This is a genomic window from Falsirhodobacter algicola (assembly GCF_018279165.1).
GTDB classification, from domain to species: domain Bacteria; phylum Pseudomonadota; class Alphaproteobacteria; order Rhodobacterales; family Rhodobacteraceae; genus Falsirhodobacter; species Falsirhodobacter algicola.
This window is the reverse complement of the sequence record NZ_CP047289.1, coordinates 756480-780127: the sequence shown is the minus strand read 5'-3', so window position 1 is coordinate 780127 and position 23648 is coordinate 756480. Positions and strand designations below refer to the sequence as shown.

At 66.5% G+C, this 23648-nt stretch carries 18 protein-coding genes; 9 read left to right on the top strand and 9 right to left on the bottom strand.

All coding sequences use genetic code 11. The features are described 5' to 3' along the window. Positions 1-63: 63 nt before the first annotated feature. Positions 64-432 carry a response regulator gene (locus GR316_RS03935; protein WP_211784742.1) on the bottom strand — a complete coding sequence of 123 codons (369 nt, stop codon included), beginning with the start codon at positions 430-432 and terminating at the stop codon, positions 64-66. A gap of 180 nt (positions 433-612) precedes the next feature. Here GR316_RS03935 and GR316_RS03930 point away from each other — a divergent pair, with 180 nt between their 5' ends. Then, the gene (locus GR316_RS03930) at positions 613-1359 is read left to right on the top strand and encodes an SDR family oxidoreductase (RefSeq protein ID WP_211784741.1); all 747 of its coding nucleotides are present in this window, start codon (positions 613-615) and stop codon (positions 1357-1359) included. A 7-nt stretch (positions 1360-1366) separates the two neighbouring features. Here the strand turns inward: GR316_RS03930 and GR316_RS03925 are convergent, their stop codons facing one another. The 3 genes from GR316_RS03925 to GR316_RS03915 form a co-directional block, all read right to left on the bottom strand. After that, positions 1367-2338, bottom strand: coding sequence for a bile acid:sodium symporter family protein (locus GR316_RS03925; RefSeq protein WP_211784740.1), 972 nt, complete (start codon positions 2336-2338; stop codon positions 1367-1369). A gap of 122 nt (positions 2339-2460) precedes the next feature. After that, positions 2461-4671 (bottom strand): pyrroloquinoline quinone-dependent dehydrogenase, encoded by a 2211-nt coding sequence (locus GR316_RS03920; protein ID WP_211784739.1) that lies wholly within the window; start codon positions 4669-4671, stop codon positions 2461-2463. 13 nt (positions 4672-4684) lie between these two features. Beyond that, on the bottom strand, positions 4685-5077 hold the full coding sequence (locus tag GR316_RS03915) for a glucose dehydrogenase (RefSeq protein WP_249218810.1): 393 nt from the start codon (positions 5075-5077) through the stop codon (positions 4685-4687). 193 nt (positions 5078-5270) lie between these two features. On the opposite strand from GR316_RS03915, the gene GR316_RS03910 reads away from it, so the two are divergent. Both GR316_RS03910 and GR316_RS03905 read left to right on the top strand, forming a co-directional pair. Beyond that, complete coding sequence (locus tag GR316_RS03910; RefSeq protein WP_211784738.1) at positions 5271-6896, top strand: alpha-glucosidase; 1626 nt, start codon at positions 5271-5273, stop codon at positions 6894-6896. Positions 6897-6908: 12 nt separating this feature from the next. Beyond that, positions 6909-8774 carry an alpha-amylase family glycosyl hydrolase gene (locus GR316_RS03905; RefSeq protein ID WP_211784737.1) on the top strand — a complete coding sequence of 622 codons (1866 nt, stop codon included), beginning with the start codon at positions 6909-6911 and terminating at the stop codon, positions 8772-8774. 23 nt (positions 8775-8797) lie between these two features. Here GR316_RS03905 and ligD read toward each other — a convergent pair whose 3' ends face one another. The 3 genes from ligD to GR316_RS03890 form a co-directional block, all read right to left on the bottom strand. Further along, positions 8798-11236, bottom strand: coding sequence for a DNA ligase D (gene ligD, locus GR316_RS03900; RefSeq protein WP_211784736.1), 2439 nt, complete (start codon positions 11234-11236; stop codon positions 8798-8800). A gap of 3 nt (positions 11237-11239) precedes the next feature. Beyond that, positions 11240-12094 carry a non-homologous end joining protein Ku gene (ku, locus tag GR316_RS03895; protein ID WP_211784735.1) on the bottom strand — a complete coding sequence of 285 codons (855 nt, stop codon included), beginning with the start codon at positions 12092-12094 and terminating at the stop codon, positions 11240-11242. Between the two features lie 67 nt (positions 12095-12161). Beyond that, a complete protein-coding gene (locus GR316_RS03890) occupies positions 12162-13571 on the bottom strand; it encodes an alanine/glycine:cation symporter family protein (protein ID WP_211784734.1) in 1410 nt (469 codons plus the stop codon). Between the two features lie 125 nt (positions 13572-13696). On the opposite strand from GR316_RS03890, the gene GR316_RS03885 reads away from it, so the two are divergent. After that, the gene (locus GR316_RS03885; RefSeq protein ID WP_211784733.1) at positions 13697-15178 is read left to right on the top strand and encodes a serine hydrolase domain-containing protein; all 1482 of its coding nucleotides are present in this window, start codon (positions 13697-13699) and stop codon (positions 15176-15178) included. Positions 15179-15215: 37 nt separating this feature from the next. Here the strand turns inward: GR316_RS03885 and GR316_RS03880 are convergent, their stop codons facing one another. After that, positions 15216-15929 carry a COG3904 family protein gene (locus GR316_RS03880; RefSeq protein ID WP_211784732.1) on the bottom strand — a complete coding sequence of 238 codons (714 nt, stop codon included), beginning with the start codon at positions 15927-15929 and terminating at the stop codon, positions 15216-15218. Between the two features lie 3 nt (positions 15930-15932). Beyond that, positions 15933-17192, bottom strand: coding sequence for a hypothetical protein (locus GR316_RS03875; protein WP_249218809.1), 1260 nt, complete (start codon positions 17190-17192; stop codon positions 15933-15935). 177 nt (positions 17193-17369) lie between these two features. Here GR316_RS03875 and GR316_RS03870 point away from each other — a divergent pair, with 177 nt between their 5' ends. The 5 genes from GR316_RS03870 (at position 17370) to GR316_RS03850 (ending at position 23608) form a co-directional block, all read left to right on the top strand. Beyond that, complete coding sequence (locus GR316_RS03870; protein ID WP_211784731.1) at positions 17370-18797, top strand: Glu/Leu/Phe/Val family dehydrogenase; 1428 nt, start codon at positions 17370-17372, stop codon at positions 18795-18797. Between the two features lie 48 nt (positions 18798-18845). Then, positions 18846-20759: a DNA primase gene (gene dnaG, locus GR316_RS03865; RefSeq protein WP_211784730.1), complete on the top strand. Its 1914-nt coding sequence runs from the start codon at positions 18846-18848 to the stop codon at positions 20757-20759. Between the two features lie 88 nt (positions 20760-20847). Then, positions 20848-22833, top strand: coding sequence for an RNA polymerase sigma factor RpoD (rpoD, locus tag GR316_RS03860; protein ID WP_211784729.1), 1986 nt, complete (start codon positions 20848-20850; stop codon positions 22831-22833). Further along, a complete protein-coding gene (locus GR316_RS03855) occupies positions 22830-23201 on the top strand; it encodes a hypothetical protein (RefSeq protein WP_211784728.1) in 372 nt (123 codons plus the stop codon). The genes rpoD and GR316_RS03855 overlap by 4 nt, the downstream gene beginning before the upstream one ends. Continuing rightward, positions 23201-23608, top strand: coding sequence for a secondary thiamine-phosphate synthase enzyme YjbQ (locus GR316_RS03850; RefSeq protein WP_211784727.1), 408 nt, complete (start codon positions 23201-23203; stop codon positions 23606-23608). Before GR316_RS03855 ends, GR316_RS03850 begins: the two co-directional genes overlap by 1 nt. Positions 23609-23648 lie beyond the last annotated feature (40 nt).

Below are 23648 nucleotides of genomic sequence, written 5' to 3'. Positions count from 1 at the left end.
ATGCCTCTCATTTCCCTCTGATTAGACGAGGCATCCGCCTGCGGCAAGGATGCGGGGCCGTTTTCAGGCCGCAATCCGTGTGGCGCTGCGCATCGCATCCTCCAGATCGTCCAGCATGAAGGGCTTGTCCAGCATCGGAACGCCCGCATGGCGGTGATCGGGGCAGAGGCGACCATGGGCGGTGGCGAAGCAGAAGGGGATGTCGCGCCGCGCCAACGCATCGGCGATCGGGAAGGACAGCGTGGCCCCGAGGTTCACGTCCAGCACCGCGAAATCCAGATCCGCGCTGCGCGCCAGCTCCAGCCCGTGATCGAGCCGCAGCGCCGGGCCGATCACCTCATATCCCAAATCCTGAAAGTGGCATTCCATCATCATCGCCACAAGAAGCTCGTCCTCGACGATGAGGACACGCCCTGTCTGCTCTGCTGCCATGATCCTGCCCACCGTACGATGCGCCGATTGCCGACGCGTGTTGCGGGTGTGCCGTCCGGCCACCCGATTGGCCCCTACAACCCGTAAGGGACGGGTAGGTTCCATGCTTGATGCGCTTTTTTCAGGATTGAACCCTGCGGCGGGCGGCGTCACCTTGCCGCAAAAGGAAAGGACGCATTCATGAAGACGGTTCTCATCACCGGGGCCACATCCGGGTTCGGGCGCGACACCGCGCGGCGTTTCGTTGCGGGCGGCTGGCGCGTGATCGGCACGGGGCGGCGGCAGGACCGCCTTCAGACCCTGGGCGAAGAGCTTGGGCCCCAGTTCCACGGCATCGCCTTCGACATCACCGACCGCGAGGCCATGTCCGCCGCGCTCGCGAGCCTGCCGGAGGATCTGGCCCAGATCGACCTGCTGATCAACAATGCGGGCCTTGCCTTGGGCACGACGCCCGCGCCGGACATCAATCTCGATGATTGGATGACCATGGTGGACACGAACGTGAAGGGCCTCATCGCCATCACGCAGCTTTTGCTGCCGGGGCTGATCGCGCGGAAGGGCGGGATCATCAACATCGCCTCCACCGCCGGAAACTGGCCCTATCCGGGCGGCAACGTCTATGGCGCGACTAAGGCCTTCGTGCGGCAGTTCAGCCTGAACCTGCGGACCGACCTGCATGGCACCGGCGTGCGCGTAACGGTGCTGGAGCCGGGCATGGCCGAGACCGAGTTCACCATGGTCCGCACCAAGGGCGATGCGGCCAGCAGCGACAGCCTCTATGCCGGGGCGAACCCGCTGACGGCGGAGGACATGGCCGAAACGCTCCACTGGATCGCCACGCAGCCCGCGCATGTGAACATCAACACGCTGGAGGTGATGCCCGTCAGCCAGTCCTTCGCCGCGCTGCGCGTGCACCGCGAGGGCTGATCCCCCCTCAGGCGGCCCGCGACCGGGCCGCCATCCGCTGCGAGATCACCGCGCAGATGAAGAGCTGCGTCAGATGATACATCATCAGCGGCAGGACGGTGGTGCTGACCATCTCGGCCGGGAAGAGGGCAAGGGCGATGGGCAGGCCGCTGGCAAGGCTTTTCGTCGATCCGCAGAAGAAGAGGGCGGCGCGGTCCCGCTCGTTCCGCAAGGTCAGGCGCCCCAGCAGGATCACCCCGCGCATCGTGATGACGAGATAGCCGAGGATCACCGCGAACAGGATCACCAGCGTCAGCGGGGGAATGGCGCCCCAGATCCCGGCGACGGTGCCGGCGCTGAACGCCGAATAGACGATCAGCAAGATCGAGCCGCGATCGACGAAGAGCGTCAGCGGTTTGTGACGCAGCACGAAGGGCGCGAGCCAGCGGCGCAGGATCTGGCCCAGCACGAAGGGCAGCAGGATCTGCGTTGCGATCTTCACCACCGCATCGGCGCTGATCGACACGCCGCCCTGATGCAGCACCAGCGCCGCCAGTGCCGGCGTCAGCACGACCCCGATCAGGTTCGACATCGACGCCGAGCAGATCGCCCCCGACACGTTGCCGCCCGCCATCCCCGTGAACGCGATGGAGGAGTTGATGGTGGAGGGCAGGATCGACAGGAACAGGATGCCGATGGTCAGCGGCTCGCCCAACACCGGCGACAGGATCGTCGCGATCAGAATCCCAAGGACCGGCAGAAAGACGAAGGTTGCCGCGAAGCTCGCGCCCTGAAGGCGCCAGTTCGTCATGCCCTCGATCACCTCGGAGGAGTTGAGCCGCACGCCATAGAGGAAGAACAGAAGCGCCACCGCACAATAGGTGATCGTGCTCAGCACATCCGCCGCCACGCCCGACACCGGAAGGACCGCCCCGAGGCAGACCGTCAGGATCAGCAGCAGCATGTAGGTATCTATGCCGTATCGTGCGAGAAATTTCATCCTGTCCATCCTGCTGCCATGTGCCACACGGGCTTAGCGCTGCCACTTCGGCTTGTATAGGGTGCGCGGGGGCGAAGATGGGGATGGGAATGCGCCGCCCCGGTGGGGGCGGCGCGCTGCGATTAGTTCGGCAGCTTGTAGGCGATGATGTAGTCGCCGATCGGGGTTTCCATGAAGTGGTGCCCCGTCGCCGCGATCAGCAGATACTGCTGGCCATCCACCTCATAGGAGATGGGGTTGGCCTGACCGCCTGCGGGCAGCACGTCCTGCCACAGCGTCTCGCCGGTCTGGATGTCGATCGCGCGCACCAGATTGTCCGTCGCGGCCCCGATGAAGATGATGCCGCCCGCCGTCACGACCGAACCGCCATTGTTGGGCGTGCCGATCTTCATCGGCAGATAGGACGGGATGCCGAAGGGACCGTTGCGCCGGGCGGTGCCGATGGGGGTATCCCACAGCGTCTCGCCGGTGTTCAGGTCGATGGCACGGATGCCGCCATAGGGCGGGGCGGTGCAGGGCACGCCCGTGCCCGTGTTGCGCCAGCCGGCATTCACGTTGATCGCATAGGGGGAGCCCGCCTGCGGATCGCCCGCACCTTCGGCACGGCCCCCTTCGGAGGATCCGGCCTCTTGCTCGTTGATCGGCTTCAGGCCCATTTCGTCGGCCCGATCGCGCGGGATCAGCTGGTTGTAGTTCGGAACGTCGTTGTAGTTGGCGACGATGATTCCGCGATCGGTGTCGATCGCGACCGAACCCCAGTCCGATCCGCCGTTGTACCCGGGATACTGGATCCACGGACGGTCGGCCGACGGCGGCGTGTAGAAGCCTTCGTAATGGGCGCGGCGGAACTGGATGCGGCACCACAACTGATCGATCGGGGTGAAGCCCCACATATCCCGCTCGGTCAGGTCATCCTTGCGCAGGGTGTGCCATTCCGAGGTCGGCTGCGTCGGAGAGACGAATTCCGGCTCCACGCTGCCTTCGACCGGCGCATCGACTTCGCCGACCGGGGTCAGCGGCTCGCCCGTGGCGCGGTCGAGGATGTAGATGTCCCCTTGCTTGGAGGGCAGCAGGATGGCCGGAACCGTGGTGCCTTCGCCCGTGGGGAAGTCCAGAAGGCTGGCCTGACTGCCGAGGTCGTAATCCCAGACGTCGTGGCGCACCGTCTGGAAGGACCAGACCGGCTCCCCCGTCAGGACGTTCAGCGCGACGAGCGAGGTCGCCCATTGGTTCTCCAGATCCGAGCGGTTGGAGCCGTAGTAATCGACCGAGGAGTTGCCGAGCGGCAGATAGACATAGCCGAGCTCTTCGTCGGCGGTGGCGGTGGTCCACATGTTCGGGGTGCCGCGGGTGTAGGTCTCGCCCTCGGGCGGTTCGTCATGCACCCCAGGATTGGCCAGATCCCAGGCCCACGCGAATTCGCCCGTCACGGCGTCATAGCCGCGCACGACACCCGAGGGCGCGTCTTCGGCCTGACCGTCCTTCACCTGCGCGCCCGTCACGACGATGCCGCGCACGATGGCGGGGGGCGCGGTCACGGCGTACCAGCCGGGAACCTTCTCGCCGATGCCTTCCCACAGATCCACCTGACCGTCATTGCCGAAATCGGCACAAGGCTCGCCCGTGGCCAGATCGACCGCGATCAGGCGTGCGTCGATCGTGCCTTCGATGATGCGCGTCTTGCAGGCGGCATCCTCGCCCAGATCCGGCGCGGTATAGGCCGATACCCCGCGGCAGGAGGCGGAATAGGGGATCGCATCGTTCGACACGCCCGGATCGTGGCGCCACAGCTCTTCGCCCGTGGCCGCATCAATGGAGATGAGGATGTTCTTGGCCGAGCACATCACCAGCTGATGACCGATCTTCAGCGGCGTCGTCTCGCCGGCATATTTGCCCTCGGCGCTGCCCTCGGGCATGTCGCCCGTACGATAGACGAAGGCGCGCTCCAACTGGCCGACATTGTCGGTGTTGATCTGATCCAGCGGGGAATAGCGGTCCGCCTGCGCGTTGCCGCCCCAGAACGGCCAATCGGCGCCCACCTCGGGCTGCGGACGGGCGGCGCGTGCCTCTTCCATCACCTCGGGGTCCGGAACCTCGTCGGATTGGGCGGGGCCGACGCCTTCGGGAACGGGGGCCTCGGCGGCGGGCGGCGACGGCTCGATCGGGGGGGCTTCGGCGGCGGGGGGCGCCTCGACCTCGGGGGCGGGCTGCGCCTCGGCCGGGGCGGTCTGTTCGGGCGCGGGGGCCGGGTCGGTGCCTTGGGCCGCCAGCGGCAGCGCGGTGGAGGCGAGAAGCGCGGCCAGCGCGCCGGTGTTCAGGATGCTGCGTGTCATGTCGTTCCCCCGATCAGCGTGTGCGGCTGCGGCCGAGGCCCGGCAGCACGAGAAGGATGAGGATCAGAACCACCGTCGGCGCGACGAGCCGCGGCACCTGCGCCCACCAGTCGGTCCCGACCTCGTAGAAGGCCCAGATCAGCGTGCCGATCCAGACGAGCACATAGACAGGAAGCGCCGCGCGGTTCTGCATGGCCAGCAGGCAGGCGGTGACGAGAAGGCCGAAGCCTGCGATCGCATAGTACCAGCTTCCGCCCAGAACGATCAGCCAGACGCCCCCCGCCAGAAGCGCGGCGCCGAACACACCAAGGACGAGGGCCAGCACGATCGCCGCCGCGCGCCACGCCCCCCTGCGCGGGCGTCCCGCCCGCACCCATGTTGAATCGTGGTAGGTTGTTTCGGACATGCTTGCCTCCGCTTTGACAGGGTTCCCCGTGTCACTCCCTCTTGAGGGAACGTGATCTGGTCCTTGATCTAGCGCCATGTCCCGGATGTCGACCCGCAACGGCCATTGGGGCGCATCGCAGGGCGCCAATTTCGGAACTCGTACGCCGGGGAGGGGTTAGCCGTCATGCATGCCGACAGATAAAGGAGGTTGCATGACCGAGGCCACCCGCAATGCGAACTGGTGGAAGGGCGCTGTCATCTACCAGATCTATCCGCGAAGCTTTCAGGACACGACCGGCAACGGCGTGGGTGATCTGAAGGGGATCACGCAACGTCTGGACCATGTGGCGGCGCTGGGCGCCGACGCGGTCTGGATTTCGCCCTTCGTGAAATCGCCGATGCTCGATTTCGGCTATGACGTGTCCGATTATCTCGCGGTCGATCCGCTGTTCGGCACGCTGGACGATTTCCGCGCGCTGCTGGACCGGGCGCATGCGCTGGGCCTGCGGGTGATCATGGATCAGGTGCTCTCGCACACCGCCGATCAGCATCCGTGGTTCCTCGAAAGCCGCGAAAGCCGCGACAATCCCAAGGCCGATTGGTACGTCTGGGCCGATGCGCGGCCCGACGGCAACGTGCCGAACAACTGGCTGTCGGTCTTCGGCGGATCGTCTTGGCAGTGGGAGCCGCGGCGCGGGCAGTATTTCCTGCACAACTTCCTGCGGCAGATGCCCGATCTGAACTATCACAACCCCGAAGTGCAGCAGGCCGTTCTGGACACCTGCCGCTTCTGGCTGGACATGGGGGTGGACGGCTTCCGGCTGGATGTCTGCACCTTCTATGCCCACGATCTCGAACTGCGGGACAATCCCCCGAACCCGAACATCCCCGAAGGGGAGGCATTCCGCTTCAACCCCTATTCCCAGCAGCAGCACGTCTATGACATCGCGCGCCCCGAGACGGTGGCCTTCCTCGAAAAGCTGCGCGCCCTTTGCGACGGTTATGGCGACCGCGCCCTGTTGGGCGAGCTGAACGAAAGCGATGCCGTCCGCATCCACCGCGAATACACCGCCGTGAAGCGTCTGCAACTGGCCTATGGCTATTGGCTGACGGGGGCGCATCACATCTCGCCGCGGATGCTGCGCGATGTGGCGCGGGATTTGGGGCATGACGACGACAGCGGCTGGCCGTGCTGGGCGATGGACAATCACGACTTCTCGCGCGCGATCACGCGGCTCGGGGCCGAGGATCGCCCCGAAGAGGTGACCGTGATCCTTGCCGCACTTTCGTGTCTGCGCGGGGCCATGTGCCTGTATCAGGGCAGCGAGTTGGGCCTGCCGCAGGCCGAGATCCCGCATGATCGCATTATCGACCCCTACGGCAAGGAGTTCTGGCCCGCCTACAAGGGACGCGATGGCGCGCGCACGCCAATGCCGTGGCAGGAGGGCGCCCCCCATTCCGGTTTCTCGGAGGTGGATCCATGGCTTCCCGTCGTGTCCGAACACGCGGAGCTGGCGGTGAGCAAGCAGGAGGCGCTTCCCGGCTCTACCCTGAACCGGATGCGCCAGTTCCTCACATGGCGGCAGGACAAGGCCGTTCTGCGCGAAGGTGGGATGGAGTTCATCGAGACGACAGAGAATGTCCTCTCCTTCCGGCGGATGCTGGGCGATTGCGTGATCACCTGCGCCTTCAATTTCGGCGGTCAGGAAGAGGTGGTGCATCTGCCCGAGGCCGAGGTCGGCCCCGCGATGGAGGGGCATGGCTTCGGCGGTGTGCGCCGCGGCGACGACGTGCGCCTGCCGGCCTATGGCGCGGCCTTCTTCGAACGCGGAAGCTGAGGGGGGAACGCCATGGCACGGCCAGCACGCTACGAACCTCTCTCGGACAAGATCGACCGCGACTGGTGGCGCGGCGCGATGATCTATCAGGTCTATGTCCGCAGCTTTCGCGACACGAACGGCGATGGGATCGGCGATCTGCGCGGCGTTCTGGAGGGGTTGGACCATATCGCGGGCCTCGGGGTCGATGCGATCTGGCTCTCGCCGTTCTACAAATCGCCGCAAAAGGATTTCGGCTACGACATCACCGATTTCCGGCTGGTCGATCCGACGGCGGGGACAATGGACGATTTCATGTCCCTCTTGCAGGCGGCGCATGAACGGGGGTTGAAGTTGCTGCTCGATTTCATTCCCTGCCACACCTCGGACGAACATCCGTGGTTCCGGGAAAGTCGCCAAAGCTGCGACAACCCCAAGGCCGATTGGTATGTCTGGGCCGACAAGGCGCGCGACGGGTGCGCCCCGAACAACTGGCTGTCCTCGTTCGGTGGCCCGGCATGGGAATGGGAGCCGCGCCGCGCGCAATACTACTACCACCCGTTCTTGAAGGAGCAGCCGGCGCTGAACCTTCACAATCCCGAGGTGATGGATCATCTTCTGGCCGAGATGCGGTTCTGGACCGATCTCGGGATCGATGGGTTCCGCATCGACGCCGCGCAATGCGTCAGTTGGGACCGGGACTTGCGCTCGAACCCGCCGGTCGGGCGCGAGGGGTCCAACGCCCTGATCGGCGGCGGGCCGACCAATCCCTTCGGCGCGCAGCACCACATCTTCGACCGGCATGCCGAAGGCAGCGACGACATCTTCCGCCGTCTGCGCACATTCGCCGAGGCCGAGGATGTCGTCCTGATCGGGGAGATCGCCGATATCGACACCATCCGCCACGCCTCGGACTTCACGCAAGAAGGGGAGCGGCTGCATGCCGTCTACGATTTCGGGCTGATCAACTGCCGCCCGGATGTGGATGCCATCACCGGACAGTTGCACCGGCGCGAGGAGTTTCTAGGCAATGGTTGGCTCTATAATGTGTTCACCAACCACGACTCCACGCGCGCGGTCAGCAACCTGACGCATTTCGCCATCGGCGAGCATCGGGTGGCGGCGGCGAAGATGTTGCTCTTCATGCAGATGACGCTGAAGGGCGGGGGTGTGATCTTTCAGGGCGAGGAATTGGGCCTGCCGCACCCCAAACTCGCCTATGAGGATATGGTGGACCCGTGGGCCAAGGCGTTCTGGCCCACCTTCGAGGGGCGGGACGGTGCCCGCACGCCCTTCCCATGGACGGATGAGGAACCCTATGGCGGCTTTTCCACCGTCAAACCATGGCTGCCGATGCCGGCCGAGCATCTGCCGCTGTCGGTCGCGCGGCAGGATGGGCAGGAGGGCTCCGTCATGCAGTTCCTTGCCGATTTCACCAAATGGCGGAAGGACAGCGATCTTCTGCGCCTTGGAACCGAGGCGATGTCGCAGGGCGAACGCGCGCCGATCATCAGTTGGCGCCGCCGACACGAAGAGGAGGAGATGCGCTTTCTCGTCAATTTCAGCACCGATACGGCGTTCATGCCGTTGGATGCGGAATGGCACCTCGTTCCGGCCCCCGGCTGCGTGACGACGCGCGGCGATCATGGGGTCAGCCTCGATGCGCTGCAATTCGCCATCGCCCGGCGCGAACCGGGAACCGATCCCGAGGCGGATCGTTCTGATCATGCAACGAAGGAGGGCATCATGTCCGATGACAAGCCGAAAGACGTGCCGACCAAGGACGACGTTCGTCCCGCCGGCCCGGGCCAGATGAAAAATCCGCCCGAGACGTGGAAGAAGGAAGACGAGGAAAGCGACGAGTCCTTCCCCGCAAGCGATCCCCCCGCGAACTACTGATAAGATGGCGCCCCACCGGGGCGCTATTTTCGTTCGAGCCGCGCCAGAACGTCCTTGTTCAGCCCCGCAGGCTCCGGCACGTCCAGATCGGCCCAGCTGCGCGTTTGCGCGGCCTTCATCGAAAACCCGTTCGCCCGGCGCAGACGACGCAATTCATCCCATGCGACGGGGACCGCGACCGGCGCGCCGGGCCGTGCCCGGACCGAGAAGGGGGCTACCGCCGTCGCCCCACGTTCGTTCCGCAGCCAGTCGACGAAGATCCGCCCCTTGCGCTGGGCCTTCGACATGCTGGCGGTGTAGGCGCCCGGAGCATCCTCGGCCAGAAGCGTCGCGAAAAGCTGGGCGAAGATCTTCGCCGTCTGCCAGCTTGCGGTGCGGCGCAGGGGAACGATGACATGCACCCCCTTGCCCCCCGTCACCATCGCCCATGAGGGCAGCCCCAGATCGGCCAGCCGGTCCCGCACATGCAGCGCGGCCTCGCGGACGCGGGCGAAACCGAGCGCTTCGTCGGGGTCGAGGTCGAAGACCAGCCGCTCGGGCCGGTCCAGCCGATCGCGCCGGGCGCCCCATGGGTGAAACTCCACGGTGCCCATCTGAACGGCGGCCACGAGCCCCGCCGTATCGGTAATGCACATATGGTCGGCGGCGCTTCCATCGGCTTGGGGCACGCGGACGCTGCGGATGGCATCGGGAAAGCCCTTGCCCGGATGCTTCTGAAAGAACCGTTCCCCGTCCAGCCCCTCGGGCAGGCGCAAAAGGGCGGCGGGGCGGTCCTTGAGGGTGGGAAGGAGGCGGTCGGCCATCGCCTCGTGATATTCGGCAAGGGCCTGTTTCGTGATGCGGGGTTTGGGGAACAGCAGGCGGTCTGGGTGGCTGATGCCGATGCCGGCGATCCGGGGGCGGGTGCCGTGATCCATCTGAACCTCCACGGGGGGATCGAGGGCGATGTCTTCTGGGGCTTTGTCCTCGCGCAGGGCAACGAAGCGGGCATGGCGCAAGCGGCCATCGCTCGTCAGTTCGGCATGCAGGATTTCGGCCGCAAGCTGCGGATCGACCCATTTCGCGCCCCGCACCTCGGCCCTCGGGGCGCTGAGGGGCGGGCTTTTGCGGGCAAGGGGGGCGAGGCGGGCCATGATGTCCTCCTGCGCGACCGTGTCGAACCCCGTTCCGACCTTGCCGCGATAGACGAGGCCGCCCCCTTCGGCCGTGGCGAGGAGCAGCGAGGCGAAGGTGCGCCCGCGTTTGTCCGAAGGCATCCAGCCGCAGATCAGGAACTCCGCCCGGCGGATGCATTTCGTCTTTTGCCATGACGTGCCGCGCCCGCTGCGATAGGGGGCCTGCGCCAGCTTCGAGACTAGCCCTTCGCCGCCTGCCGCGCAGATGGCGGCCAGCGCGTCCTGTGCCGCGCCGCCAAGGACGGGCGACGGGCGAACCGGCCCACGGGGCGGAGCCTTCGCCAAAAGACGCTCCAAGGCTGCGCGGCGTTTCGTCAGCGGTTGGCCGGTCAGGGAGGCCCCGTTCAGCGACAGAAGATCGAAGGCATAGACCTGAAACGGACCGCCCGCCTTGATCGCGGCCTGCAATGCGGAAAACCCCTGCAATCCGGCACCGGCCACGATCTCCGCGTCGATCAGGGCGGCATCGCAGGGCAGGTCGGCCAGCGGGGGCAGCAGTTCGGCAAAGCGGTCCGACCAATCGAGGCCGCTGCGCGTGAAGATGCGCACCCCGTCCTTTCCAAGGCCGATCAGCGCGCGATAGCCATCGAGCTTCACCTCGTGCAGCCATTCCGCACCCGTGGGGGGCGTATCGACGGCGGTGGCAAGTTGCGGTTCGTGAAAGGCGGGCATCGCATGGCGACGTCTGGGGCCGAAGGGCAGGGCCGGGGCGTTGTTCCCTATCTGTTCCAATGTGCGGTTCGTGGCCACACTGCGGGCATCCGGCGCGGCGAAATGCTTGGCCTCGGGGTCCGCTGCGGCATCGTCCTCCTTGATCAACAGCCAATTCTCGCGCTTGGCATCGCCCTGCCGCTTTCCCTTCATGCGGATCAGGGAATACCCGCCCCCCGCGCGCCGCCCATGCAGCGCGAAATGCAGATGCCCCTTGGCCAGCCCATCGGCCACGTCGTGATAGGGCTGCCACCAGCCGATATCCCACAGCATCACGGTTCCGGCGCCATATTGGCCCTTGGGGATGGTCCCTTCGAAGGTCAGGTAATCGAGGGGGTGATCCTCGGTCCGCACGGCAAGGCGTTTGTCTGCCGGATCCAGCGACGGCCCCCGCGTCACGGCCCAGCTCAGAAGGGCGCCGCGCCATTCCAGCCGCAGATCCCAATGCAGGCGCGTTGCATCATGCATCTGAACGCCGTAGCGCAGGGCTGGCCCCGCGGACACCCCACCCGTGCCCGAAGGCTCCGGCGTCGCGGCGAAGTCGCGCATCCGGCGGTAGGTGTCCAGCGGGTCCATGGCTCAGGACGCCTTGGTGCCGCGCTTTGCCGGGGTCTTGCGCGGTTTCTTCGCGGGCTTCTTGCCGCCGGGGGTATCGAGGCTGGCCCGAAGCGCCTCCATCAGATCGACGACATTGCTGCCCTTGGTCGGGGCGGCGTCATCCTCGGCGCTGGTGCGCGGGGTCTTGCGGTTGCGGCGCCGCGCCTCGATCAGTTCGCGCAGGGCCTTGTCGTAATGATCGGTGAAGCGGTCCGCCTCGAAGGGGCCGGTCTTGCGATCGATGAGCTGGGTCGCGACGGCCAGAAGCTCCTCATCTGCGGGGGCGTCCTCGATGCCCGCAAAAAGCGGATCGGCCTTTCGGATCTCATCGGCGTAATGCAGCGTTTCCATCAGGAGGCCGTCGCCGCAGGGACGCAGGGCGCAGAGATACTCCTTCCCCCGCATCGTCAGTTGGCCAAGCCCGACCCGGCGCGCCTTGCGCAGCGCATCGCGCACGACACGGTAGGCATCTTCGGCCAGATCGTCGGTCGGGACGACGTAGTAGGGTTTGTCGTAATAGAGCGGGGGGATCGCGTCGTAATCGACGAACTGCACCAGTTCCAGCGTCTTGCGCGTTTCCAGGCGGATGGCCTCGATCTCTTCGGGTTTCAGCAGGAGGTATTCGTCATCCCCCAGCTCGTACCCCTTCAGGATGTCGGACGCCTTGACGGCCCCCAGCCCGGCCACGGTCTTTTCATAGCGGACGCGCTTGCCGCTGGGGCCGTGGATCTGCCGGAACGAAACGCGCGCCCCCGGCTGGGTCGCGCTGTGAATCTCCACCGGGATGGAGACGAGCGACAGACGTATCTGCCCTTTCCAGACCGCACGCGATGCCATGGCACAGCCCCCCTTTCACCGGGGGAAAGAGCGGCCGGGCACCGATGGTTCCCGGCCGCGAGCGCCGCTATTTCCAGATGCTGCGATCGACGCCCCGCGTCAGTTTCGGCGCATCGGCCAGATGGAAGCGCGGCATCAGCCCCGCCTTGCGCTGGGCAAGGTAGTTGCGCGTCAGCACCGTCACCGTCCCCGACAGAAGGACGATCACGCAGAGGTTGATCGTCGCCATCAGCCCCATCGAGGCATCGGCCAGATCGAACACCGTCTGCACGGGCTGCACCGCGCCCCAGATCACCATGCCAAGCGCAGCGATCCGCAGCACCGTCAGCCCGATGCGCCCGCTGCCCCCAAGGTAGGCAAGCGCGTTTTCGGCATAGGCGTAGTTGCCGATGATGGAGGTGAAGGCGAAGAAGAAGATCGCAACGGCGATGAAGATGTTGCCGAAGGCGCCGAAATGCACGCTCAGCGCGTTTTGCGTCAGGACGGTGCCGGTGATGCCGTTGCCGGGTTCGACGACATCGGCCAGAAGGATCATCATCGCCGTGGCCGTGCAGACGAGCAGCGTGTCGATGAAGACGCCCAGCGCCTGCACGAAGCCTTGGCTGGAGGGGTGGTGCGGGTCCGGACGGGCGGCGGCCGCGATGTTGGGGGCCGAGCCCATACCCGCCTCGTTCGAGAAGAGGCCCCGCTTGATCCCGTTCAGTGCGGCAGCCGCGATGGCACCGGCCACGCCGCCCGTGGCCTGCGTCAGCCCGAAGGCACCGCCCACGATCTGCCACAACGCGCTGGGCACCGACGTGATGTTCATCGCAAGGACCACAACCGCGAGGATCAGGTAGATGCCTGCCATGAAGGGCACCACGATTTCGGCCACGCGGGCGATCTGGGGGATGCCGCCGAAGATGATGATCGCCGTGATAGCGGCGACGCCGACACCGACCGTCCAAGTCGGAAAGCCGAACGCCTCGCTCGTGGCCTGCGCGATGGAGTTCGCCTGCACCGCGTTGAACACGAGGCCGAAGGCAAGGATCAGACAGACCGAGAAGATCGCCCCCAGCCACGGCAGCCCAAGGCCGCGCGCGATGTAATAGGCAGGCCCGCCGCGATAGAGCGTCCCCTCACGCACCTTGTAGAGTTGGGCGAGGGTGCTTTCGGCATAGGCCGTGGCCATGCCCACCAGCGCGACCATCCACATCCAGAACACCGCGCCCGGCCCGCCCAGATAGATCGCGACCGCCACACCTGCGATGTTGCCCGTCCCCACGCGCGATGCGAGGCTGACCGTCAGCGCCTGCAATGGGGAAATGCCGTTGCGGTCCGATGCCGCCGATCCGGTCACGCATCGGAACATCTCCGGGAAATGCCGAAATTGCAGGAAGCCGAGGCGCAGGGTGAAGAACAGCCCGACGGCCAGCAAGCCATAGATGAGGATGTAGTCCCACAGGATCGAGTTCAGGACAGCGATGGCGGCGTTCATATACGCTCTCTCTTTTCCAGTTTTCGCCAGTATGCCTGCGCGGGCGCGCTGCCGGAACCCGTATTCGGGGGGTTGACCTTCGCGGGCTTGGGCGGACACTCCGGTCCGTGTGGATGGAGGATCGCATGCTGATGCATTGGGCCGCAGCGGCCGAAAGGGCTTCGGCCATCGTCGAGGAATGGGGCAGAGCGTCGCCGGGCGGAGTGATTCTCGGGTTCGATCGCGGCGGCATCCGGCTGTCGGTCGCGGGGGGCGTGGCGCGGATCGGCGAGGCGGCACCCCTTTCGGCGGACAGCCCCATGCGCTGGGCCTCCGTCACGAAGCATGTGCTGGCGGAGACGGTCCTGCGGACGGGCGTGCTGCCGCTCGATCTGCCCTTGGGCGAGGAGCTGGCCGAGCTTGCGCCCGCGCCGGGCTCCGTCACCGTGCGGCAGGCGCTGTCGATGCAGGGCGGCCTTCCCGACACGCGCGAGATGCTGACGCTTCTGGGCCTCGGGACGGCCTCGGTGACGGATAAGGCGGCGCTTTTGGCCTTTTCGGCGGGCATCCCCCGCCTGAACGCCGAACCGGGGACCGAAGTCGCCTATTCCAACGCCGGATACCGGCTGGTGGAGGCGGCGCTGGAGCGGCGGGGCGTGCGCTTTGCGGATCAGGTGGCGGCGCAGGCGGCGCGGCTCGGCACCGGGATGCGAGCGATGGAATATTGGAGCGATCCACTGCCGGGCCTCGTGCCGGGGCATGTGCCTTGCGCCGATGGCTGGCGCGTGGGGTTTCAGGGGATGCATATCTCTGCGGCGGGCTCGCTGGCCGGGTCGGCCACCGATCTTGCGGTCTGGCTGGCGGATCTGATGACGCGGCCGGAGTGCGCGACCCTTTCGGCGCCGGTGCCGCTGCGGTCCGGGGTGGGGACGGGCTACGGCCTCGGGATCAGCCTGACCACGATCGGGGCGCGGCGGCTTCCGGGGCATGGCGGCGCGCAGCCGGGATACCGCTCGGGCTTTCTGCTGGACCCGAAGACGGGGGCGGGGATCGTCGTGCTGTGCAACCGCGAGGATGTCGCCGCCACCGGCCTTGCCCAGCAATTGATGCGCGTGCTGCTTGGGGTGCGGGACGATGCGCGCCCTGCGGCCAGCCTTGCCGCGCCGGGCCTCTATGCCGCGCCCGAGGGGAACCTCTGGGCCGAACTGCGTTCCGGCAGCATCACCCTGCGCGACGCCGAGGAGGCGCTGGTGATGGACGATGGCTGGGCCGTCTCCACGCCCGCCCATGCGCTGGTGCGGTTGCGCCCCGCGCCGGATGGCGCGCTGGAGGGGGAGATCGGGCATCTGCCCGTCCGGCTCGAACCAGCCACGGACGACGGCACCCCCAGCCCGGACGGCGACTGGCATGCCCATGGCGCGACCCTGCGGATCGGTGCGGGGCATGCCCTATGGGGGCGCGGCCCGCAGGCCGAACGCGCGCCGCTGGTGCCGTTGGGGCGGGGGCGGTGGCTGTTCACGGTGCACGATCAGGGCACTCCGCGCCGGATCTGCCTGCGGCGCCTGAATGAGGATCGGATCGAACTGTCGCTTAGCCGCGCACGGGTGATCGAGTACGAACGGATGTGATCTGTGCCGCATCCGCGCGCGGATCGGGGCGCCGCCGCTACGTCGTCAGCGCCAGATCCTGCATCAGATCGGCATCGAGGACGTTGATCTCCTCGGGCGGGGTGCGCAGGGCATAGCTCATGATGCGCAGGTCCACGCCCATCTCCGTCAGGTAGTCCATGACGGCGGCCTGTCCGCGCTGCACGTCCTTCACGGCCATGAACGTCGGCAGCAGGGTGTTTTCCCCGTAGTAATGCTGATGGACCCCGACCACCCCTTCGGCGCTGCGGGCAACGCCCCCTGCCAGCACATAGGGGCAGGCCGACATGCAGACCGCGCCCTGCGGCACATCGGTGTCATAGCCCGCGGCGCGGATCGTGCGTCCGATCGCCAGCGCGTCCGACACCGACCCGCCCGAACTGTCGAGCGCGACCTGCGTGCCGCCGGGCCGCGTCTGATCCAGCCACGCGGCGAACCGGTCGGCATCGCCGGGCGCGATCTGGCCGGTGATGCGGATGGTGCCGCCCTCGTCCTCCTCGAAGACGAGGCGGTCCGGCATGGGCCGCATGGCGGGGGTTCCCGGCGTGCCGGGGCGCAGATCGGGGCGGTAGGGGCGCACGCTCGGCCCCTCGGCAGGCGGGGCGAACAGGGCGGGCGAGGCTTCGCCGCCGCTGGCGCCATAAAGGTCCAGCGCCACGAGCGCCGCCCCCAGCACCATCTGGGACAGGAGGATCGCGCGCAGCGCGCCCTGCGGGGTTCGTAGCCGGGCCATCGCTCACTCCGCCGGGCGGGCAAGGGCGGGGCGCGCGGCCTCTGCCTCGGTCGGGCGGCGCAGCAGTTCGGCGGCCGCCAGTGCCGCGCGCAATTCGCCCACCGTCATATGATCGTCCGTCACGCCTTCGCCGCGCCCACTGCGGATCGCGGCCTGCGTGACCATGATAATGAAGACCAGCACCGCCGGCAGCAGGTCGATGGAGATGGCCCCCGCCCAAGCCGGAACGAAGTTCCCGGCATAGGCGATCACGGCATCGGCGGCGGACATGGGGGTATAGGCGGCCTCGTCGGGCTGGGGCAGGGCGATCACCTCGCCCGCGGCCTCCGACAGGGTGCGGGCGCGCTGCTCCACCAAGGTCAGGACCGACGTGATGGTGCTGGACTGCCCCGCGCGCATCTGCTCGGTCGTGCCATCAAGTTCGGGCAGCACCACCGCATCCGACAGATCCTGCGCCGCCCGCGCCACGAGGGGCGCCGGGTTCAACTGCCGCATCCGGGCGATCAAGCCCGACAGGTTCACCGCCTCCTCGGAGAAGCGGACGGTCCGTTCCTCCACCGGCCCCGGCTCGACCGAGAGGTTGCGCATTCGGCTCAGGATCGCGTTGCCTTCGGCAAAGGCCGCGTCGATCGGTTCAGCGACGCCGTTCAGCTGATCCTCCAGCGCCTGAAGCTCCGCGCCCTTCTGGGTCAGCACACGGAACACCGCGCCCCGACCGGCAAAGCCCGACAGATTGCCCCCGGCCTCCTGTTCGGACAGATCGGCAAAGCTCTGACGGACGCGCGCGACATCGCGGGTCAGCGACTGGCCGGCGACGGCATTAGCATGGGCCCGCTCCAGCGCGGCCTGATAGCCTTGGGTGGTGTTGGCCATATGCTGCTCCACCGCCGCTGATCCGGCAAGGGCGGCGGCGTTCAGCCACGAGGACATGGCGATGATCGCCACGCAGCCCAGCGCCATCGCCAGCAGCAGCCCGATGCGCGAGGCCGCGCTGCGCACCGCCGGCAAAAGCCGCATCATATAGGACCAGAACACGAAGATGCCGACCGAAACGGCAATGGAATAGGACAGCGCCGCAAAGGTCGTCCAAAGGCCCGGATTGTCCAGAAGCGTGCGCACCCCAAGGTAGGTGTAGATGCCCGATGCCGCCGACAACACGCCCAGCGCGGTGGAGGTGAAGGTGTCCAGCCAGCCCAGATGCCGTTCGAGTTCGCGCGCGTAGCGGTCGCCCGAACGCATCGTGGCGGAGTGCGTGTCGTCCATGCCTGTTCCCGGTTCCAGAAGGGGTATCGGGTGCAACATAAGGCACGAAGGCCGCCGGGCGAAGACCCGCGCCGCGGCAAAGCGTCATCACGGTTTCGCCAGCCCCGCGCATCTTCTAGGTTGAGGCATGGGGGCCACTGCTCTACCTCTGGTGCCGTTCTGATGAGGAGAGAACCCATGGCCGTCGCAGGCGAACCGAGCTTCCGCGAATCCGTCGATCTTATGTTCAACCGCGCGGTGCGCTACATGGATCTCAGCCCGGGACTGGAGCAGAAGATCCGGGTCTGCAACTCCACCTATACCGTGCGCTTCGGGGTTCGCCTTCGCGGCAAGATCGAAACGTTCACCGGATACCGCTCGGTGCATTCGGAACATATGGAGCCTGTGAAGGGCGGCATCCGTTTCGCGCTGAACGTCAATCAGGACGAGGTGGAGGCGCTGGCCGCGCTGATGACCTACAAATGCGCGCTGGTGGAGACGCCGTTCGGCGGCTCCAAGGGCGGGCTGTGCATCGACCCGCGCCAATACGACGAGCGGGAGCTGGAGATGATCACCCGCCGCTTCGCCTATGAGCTGATCAAGCGCGATCTGATCAACCCGGCCCAGAACGTGCCCGCCCCCGATATGGGCACCTCGGAGCGGGAGATGGCGTGGATCGCCGACCAATACGCCCGGATGAACACCACCGACATCAACGCCAAGGCCTGCGTGACGGGCAAGCCGCTGAACGCGGGCGGCATTCAGGGCCGGGTGGAGGCGACGGGCCGCGGTGTGCAATACGCCCTGCGCGAGTTCTTCCGCCACCCCGAGGATGTGGCCAAGGCCGGGATGTCCGGCACGCTGGACGGCAAGCGGGTGATCGTGCAGGGCCTCGGCAATGTGGGCTATCACGCGGCGAAATTCCTCTCCGAGGAGGACGGCGCCAAGATCACCGCCATCATCGAACGGGACGGCGCGCTGGCCGGGCCGGAACTGGATGTCGAGGATGTGCGCCAGTGGATCCTGAAGACCGGATCGGTCCGCGACTATCCCCGCGCCAGCTTCACCGAGAATGGCAGTGCCCTCTTGGAAGCTGATTGTGACATCCTGATCCCGGCGGCGATGGAAGGCGTGATCCACCGCGGCAATGCCGAGCGGATCAAGGCCCCCCTCATCATCGAGGCCGCGAACGGCCCCGTCACCTTCGGCGCCGACGAGATCCTGCGCAAGAAGGGCACGCTCATCATCCCCGACATGTACGCCAATGCCGGCGGTGTGACGGTGTCCTATTTCGAATGGGTGAAGAACCTGTCGCATATCCGGTTCGGGCGCATGCAGCGCCGCGCCGAAGAGGCGCGCCACGAGCTTCTGGTGGACGAGCTGGAACGTCTGTCGGCGGATCGGGGCCTTGGCTGGACGCTCTCGCCCGATTTCAAGAAACGCTATCTGCACGGCGCGGGGGAACTGGAACTGGTCCGTTCGGGCCTCGACGATACGATGCGGACGGCCTATCAGGCGATGCGCGAGGTCTGGCACGGGCGCAGCGACGTGGAGGATCTGCGCGTGGCGGCCTACATCGTCTCCATCAGTCGTGTGGCCGCGACGTATCAGTCGAAGGGCCTCTGACGCCCGCAGGCTATGGACAGGGCGGCTCGCAGGGCCGATATAGGCCACATGTCGCTTCCGCCCGGTTTCCTTGATGATCTGCGCAACAGGATCTCGCTGTCCCAGGTGGTGGGGCGCAAGGTCAGCTGGGACATGCGCAAGTCGAACCAAGGCAAGGGCGACTGGTGGGCGCCTTGCCCGTTCCATCAGGAAAAGTCCGCGTCCTTCCATGTGGATGACCGCAAGGGCTTCTACTATTGCTTCGGCTGCCATGCGAAGGGCGACGCGCTGACCTTCGTGAAGGAGACGGAGAACGTCGCCTTCATGGAGGCGGTGGAGATCCTTGCGCGCGAGGCGGGCATGCCGATGCCCGCCCGCGATCCGCGCGCTGCCGAAAAGCAGGACCGCCGCACCCAGCTTCAGCAGGTCATGGAAGAGGCGGTGAAGCACTACCGCTTGATGCTGAAATCGGGGCAGGGTGCGGGCGCGCGGGATTATCTCGCGGGCCGTCGCCTCGATCCCGCCGCGCAGGAGCGGTGGGAGATCGGCTTCGCCCCCGATCAGCGTCAAGGGCTGTTTCAGGCGCTGACGGCCAAGGGGATCACGGCCGATCTGATCGTGGATGCGGGCCTTTGCGCGCGGCCCGACGATGGCGGTGCCCCCTATGACCGGTTCCGCGGACGCATCATCTTTCCCATCCGCGACGCACGGGGCCGCGCAATCAGCCTCGGCGGCCGCGCGATGGACCCGAACGCCCGTGCCAAATACCTGAACGGCCCCGAGACGGAACTGTTCGACAAGGGGCGCAACCTGTTCAACCACGGCCCGGCCCGCGAAGCGGCGGGCAAGGGCCAGCCCCTGATCGTTGCCGAAGGCTATATGGACACGATCGCGCTGTCCGAGGCGGGGTTCCGCGCGACGGTGGCCCCCCTCGGCACCGCCGTGACCGAGGATCAACTCCGCCTGATGTGGCGCATCTCCGACGAGCCGGTGATCGCGCTCGATGGGGATGCGGCGGGCCTGCGGGCCGCGCTGCGCGTCGTCGATCTGGCGCTGCCGCTGCTGGAGGCGGGCAAGGGCCTGCGCTTTGCCGTTCTGCCGCCCGGCCTCGATCCCGACGATCTGATCAAGGCGCAGGGCGCGCAGGGCTTTCAGAAGGTGCTGGAGGGGGCCGAGCCGATGGTAGGCCTTCTGTGGCGCCGCGAGACGGAGGGGAAGAACTTCGACAGCCCCGAACGCCGCGCCGCGCTGGACAAGACCCTGCGCGCCGCGATCGCGCGCATCGCCGACCCCTCGATCCGCCACCACTATGGCGAGGAGATCAAACGCCTCCGGTGGGAACTCTTTGGGACGCGCCGCACCCGCGCGCCCTTCGTGCCGGGCCGTCGCGGCACCCCGGTGCCTGCGGTGCCCACCACCGCCACGCGCCAATCGCTTCTGGCCATCGCCGAGGATGAGGCGATGGCGCAGGATCTGCGTATGTCGGTGATCTTGGCCGGTTTCGCCCGCCACCCCGCGCTTTTGCCCGCGTTCGAAACGGCGATCGAGCGGCTGGCGACGACCCGGCCCGAGCATCGGCGCGTGCAGGCCGCGCTTCTGGCTAGCCTTCACGGCGATGGCCGCGCGCTGGATGGGGTGCAGGATGCCCTTGAAAGCCTGATGCAACTCCCCCATGTTCGCATCTCTCCGCCGATCCGCAGCGCGGAGGATGTCGATCTTGCCCGCATGTGCCTTGCCGAGGAATTCGCCAAGCTGGACGCCGCGCGCGGGGCCGAGATCGAGATCCGCGACGCGATGGAGGATATGGCGGGCCTTGCCGACGAGGGGCTGACATGGCGCCTGTCGCAGGCGGCCGAGGCACGAAACAATGCCGGGCGGTCGCGTCTTGACGATGCGAACGACCTGGGCGAAGACCGCACCGCCTTGTCGAGACATCTTCAGGATTTGATCGACGGGCAAATCTGGGTCAAGAAAAAGGGCTGATGCGCTTTCACCGGCCGTGATTCGCGCTAATGATTCGAGAATGCCGCGGCGATTCGCACCGCCACGGCTCATCCCGCTAGGAGCTACCATGGCAGTCAAAGACACCGACGACGGCAAGCACGAGGATCAGGAGAACGAAACCTCGCTGGACATGAGCCAGGCCGCCGTCAAACGGATGATCGCCGAGGCGCGCGAGCGGGGCTACATCACCTACGAGCAGCTGAACACGATCATGCCACAGGATCAGGTCTCTTCGGACCAGATCGAGGACATGATGGCCATGCTGTCCGAAATGGGGATCGAGGTCCGCGAGGAAGGCGAGGGCGAAGAGGAGCCGACCGCCGGCGCCGTCGCCGAAACCTCCACTTCGCGCGAGGTGGCCGTGGCGGGCACCCAGTCCGAGACGCTGGACCGCACGGACGATCCGGTCCGCATGTATCTGCGCGAAATGGGCTCGGTCGAGCTGCTGTCGCGCGAGGGCGAGATCGCGATCGCCAAACGGATCGAGGCCGGTCGGAACACGATGATCGCGGGCCTGTGCGAAAGCCCGCTGACCTTCCAGGCGATCACGATCTGGCGGGACGAGCTTCTGGCCGAAGAGATCCTGCTGCGCGATGTGATCGACCTCGAGGCGACCTTCGGCTCCGGCATCGATGCGGATGGCGAGATGGAGGGCGTCGATCTCGGCGCTGTGGACGTGAACACCGAGCAGACGCAGACGCGCCGCCCGGCGGGCACCGCCGAGCCGGAGCTGGACGCCGACGGCAATCCGATCCGCAGCGACGACGACGATGATGACGACGATGGTTCGGCCATGTCGATCGCCGCGATGGAGGCGTCGGTGCGCAACGACGCGCTCGCCATCTTCGACGCGATCGCGCAGAACTACGAATCGCTGTCGGAGATGCAGGACGACCGCATGCGCTCCACCATGGGCGGCGAAGGGTTCGGCGGCGAAGACTCGTATCAGAAGCTGCGCGCCGAAATGGTCGTGCTGGTCAATAGCCTGCATCTGAACAACAACCGGATCGAGGCGCTGATCGACCAGCTCTATGGGATCAACCGGCGCGTAATGTCCATCAACTCGGGCATGGTGAAGCTGGCGGATGCCGCGCGGATCAACCGCCGCGAATTCGTGGACGAATATCAGGGCTACGAGCTGGACCCGACATGGGTGGACCGCATGGCGGCCAAGGACGGTCGCGGCTGGCAGACCCTGATGGAGAAGAGCCGCGCCAAGGTCGAGGAACTGCGCGCCGAGATGGCGCAGGTCGGCCAATATGTCGGCGTCGACATCTCGGAGTTCCGCCGCATCGTCCAGCAGGTCCAGAAGGGCGAGAAAGAGGCCCGTCAGGCCAAGAAGGAGATGGTCGAGGCGAACCTGCGGCTCGTGATCTCCATCGCCAAGAAGTACACGAACCGCGGCCTGCAGTTCCTCGACCTCATTCAGGAAGGCAATATTGGCCTGATGAAGGCCGTGGATAAGTTCGAGTATCGCCGCGGTTACAAGTTCTCCACCTATGCGACGTGGTGGATCCGTCAGGCGATCACCCGCTCGATCGCCGATCAGGCGCGCACGATCCGTATTCCGGTCCACATGATCGAAACGATCAACAAGCTGGTCCGGACCGGGCGCCAGATGCTGCACGAGATCGGCCGCGAGCCGACGCCCGAGGAACTGGCCGAGAAGCTGCAAATGCCGCTCGACAAGGTCCGCAAGGTGATGAAGATCGCCAAGGAGCCGATCTCCCTCGAAACCCCGATCGGGGACGAGGAAGACAGCCAGCTTGGTGATTTCATCGAGGATAAGAACGCGATCCTGCCGCTGGATTCGGCCATTCAGGAAAACCTGAAAGAAACGACGACGCGGGTTCTCGCCTCTCTCACCCCGCGCGAAGAGCGGGTTCTGCGGATGCGGTTCGGCATCGGGATGAACACCGACCACACGCTCGAAGAGGTGGGTCAGCAGTTCAGCGTGACACGCGAGCGGATTCGTCAGATCGAGGCGAAGGCGCTGCGCAAGTTGAAGCATCCCAGCCGGTCGCGCAAATTGCGGAGTTTCCTGGACCAATGATCCGTTCTCTCGTTCTGGTCGCGGCGGTCGCCGCGACGCCCGCCTCGGCCTATATCACGCGCGAAAGCTACCGCGTGGACGGCGATGCGCAGCAGTTCCATGTGGAATACGAACCCGGCCTTTCGGCGGCGCAGTATTGGTGCGCGGCAGGGCAGTTCGTGGATGACTACCTTGGCCTGCTGCCGACGACCCCGGTTTACCGGCTGTCCCCCAAACCGCTGGAGCGGGGCGAGGGCATGACCTTCTCGCTTTCCTCCGAAGGGGCGATGAAGGAAACGGGCGTCATGGTGTTCCCGGCGTCGGACCATCTGTCGGCCGGTTTCGCGGCGTCGCTCTGCGTTCCGGGGCAGGCCGTCAGCACGAACTGATGCAGACGGTCTTCACGATCGATACGCATGGCCCCGGTCTCTATGAGATTACGGACGAGGTCTGCCGCTGGGTGCCGCGCGACGGTCTGCTGACACTGTTCATCCAGCATACCTCCGCCTCGCTTCTTGTGCAGGAGAATGCGGATCCGGATGTGCAGGCCGATCTTTCGGCCTTTTTCGGGCGGCTCGTGCCGCCGGCGGACCATGCGTCGATGTCCTATCTGACGCATGTGCTGGAGGGGCCGGACGATATGCCGGCCCATCTGAAGGCGGCGCTGCTGCCTGTCAGCCTGTCGATCCCGGTGGTGAATGGGCGCCCCGCGCTTGGCCGGTGGCAAGGCATCTACGTTTTCGAACATCGCCGCGCACCCCACCGCCGCCGCGTGGTCGCGCATCTGTTGGGTTGACGGGGCCTTGGCCCGCAACATACGGTGGCCGCGCGCCACA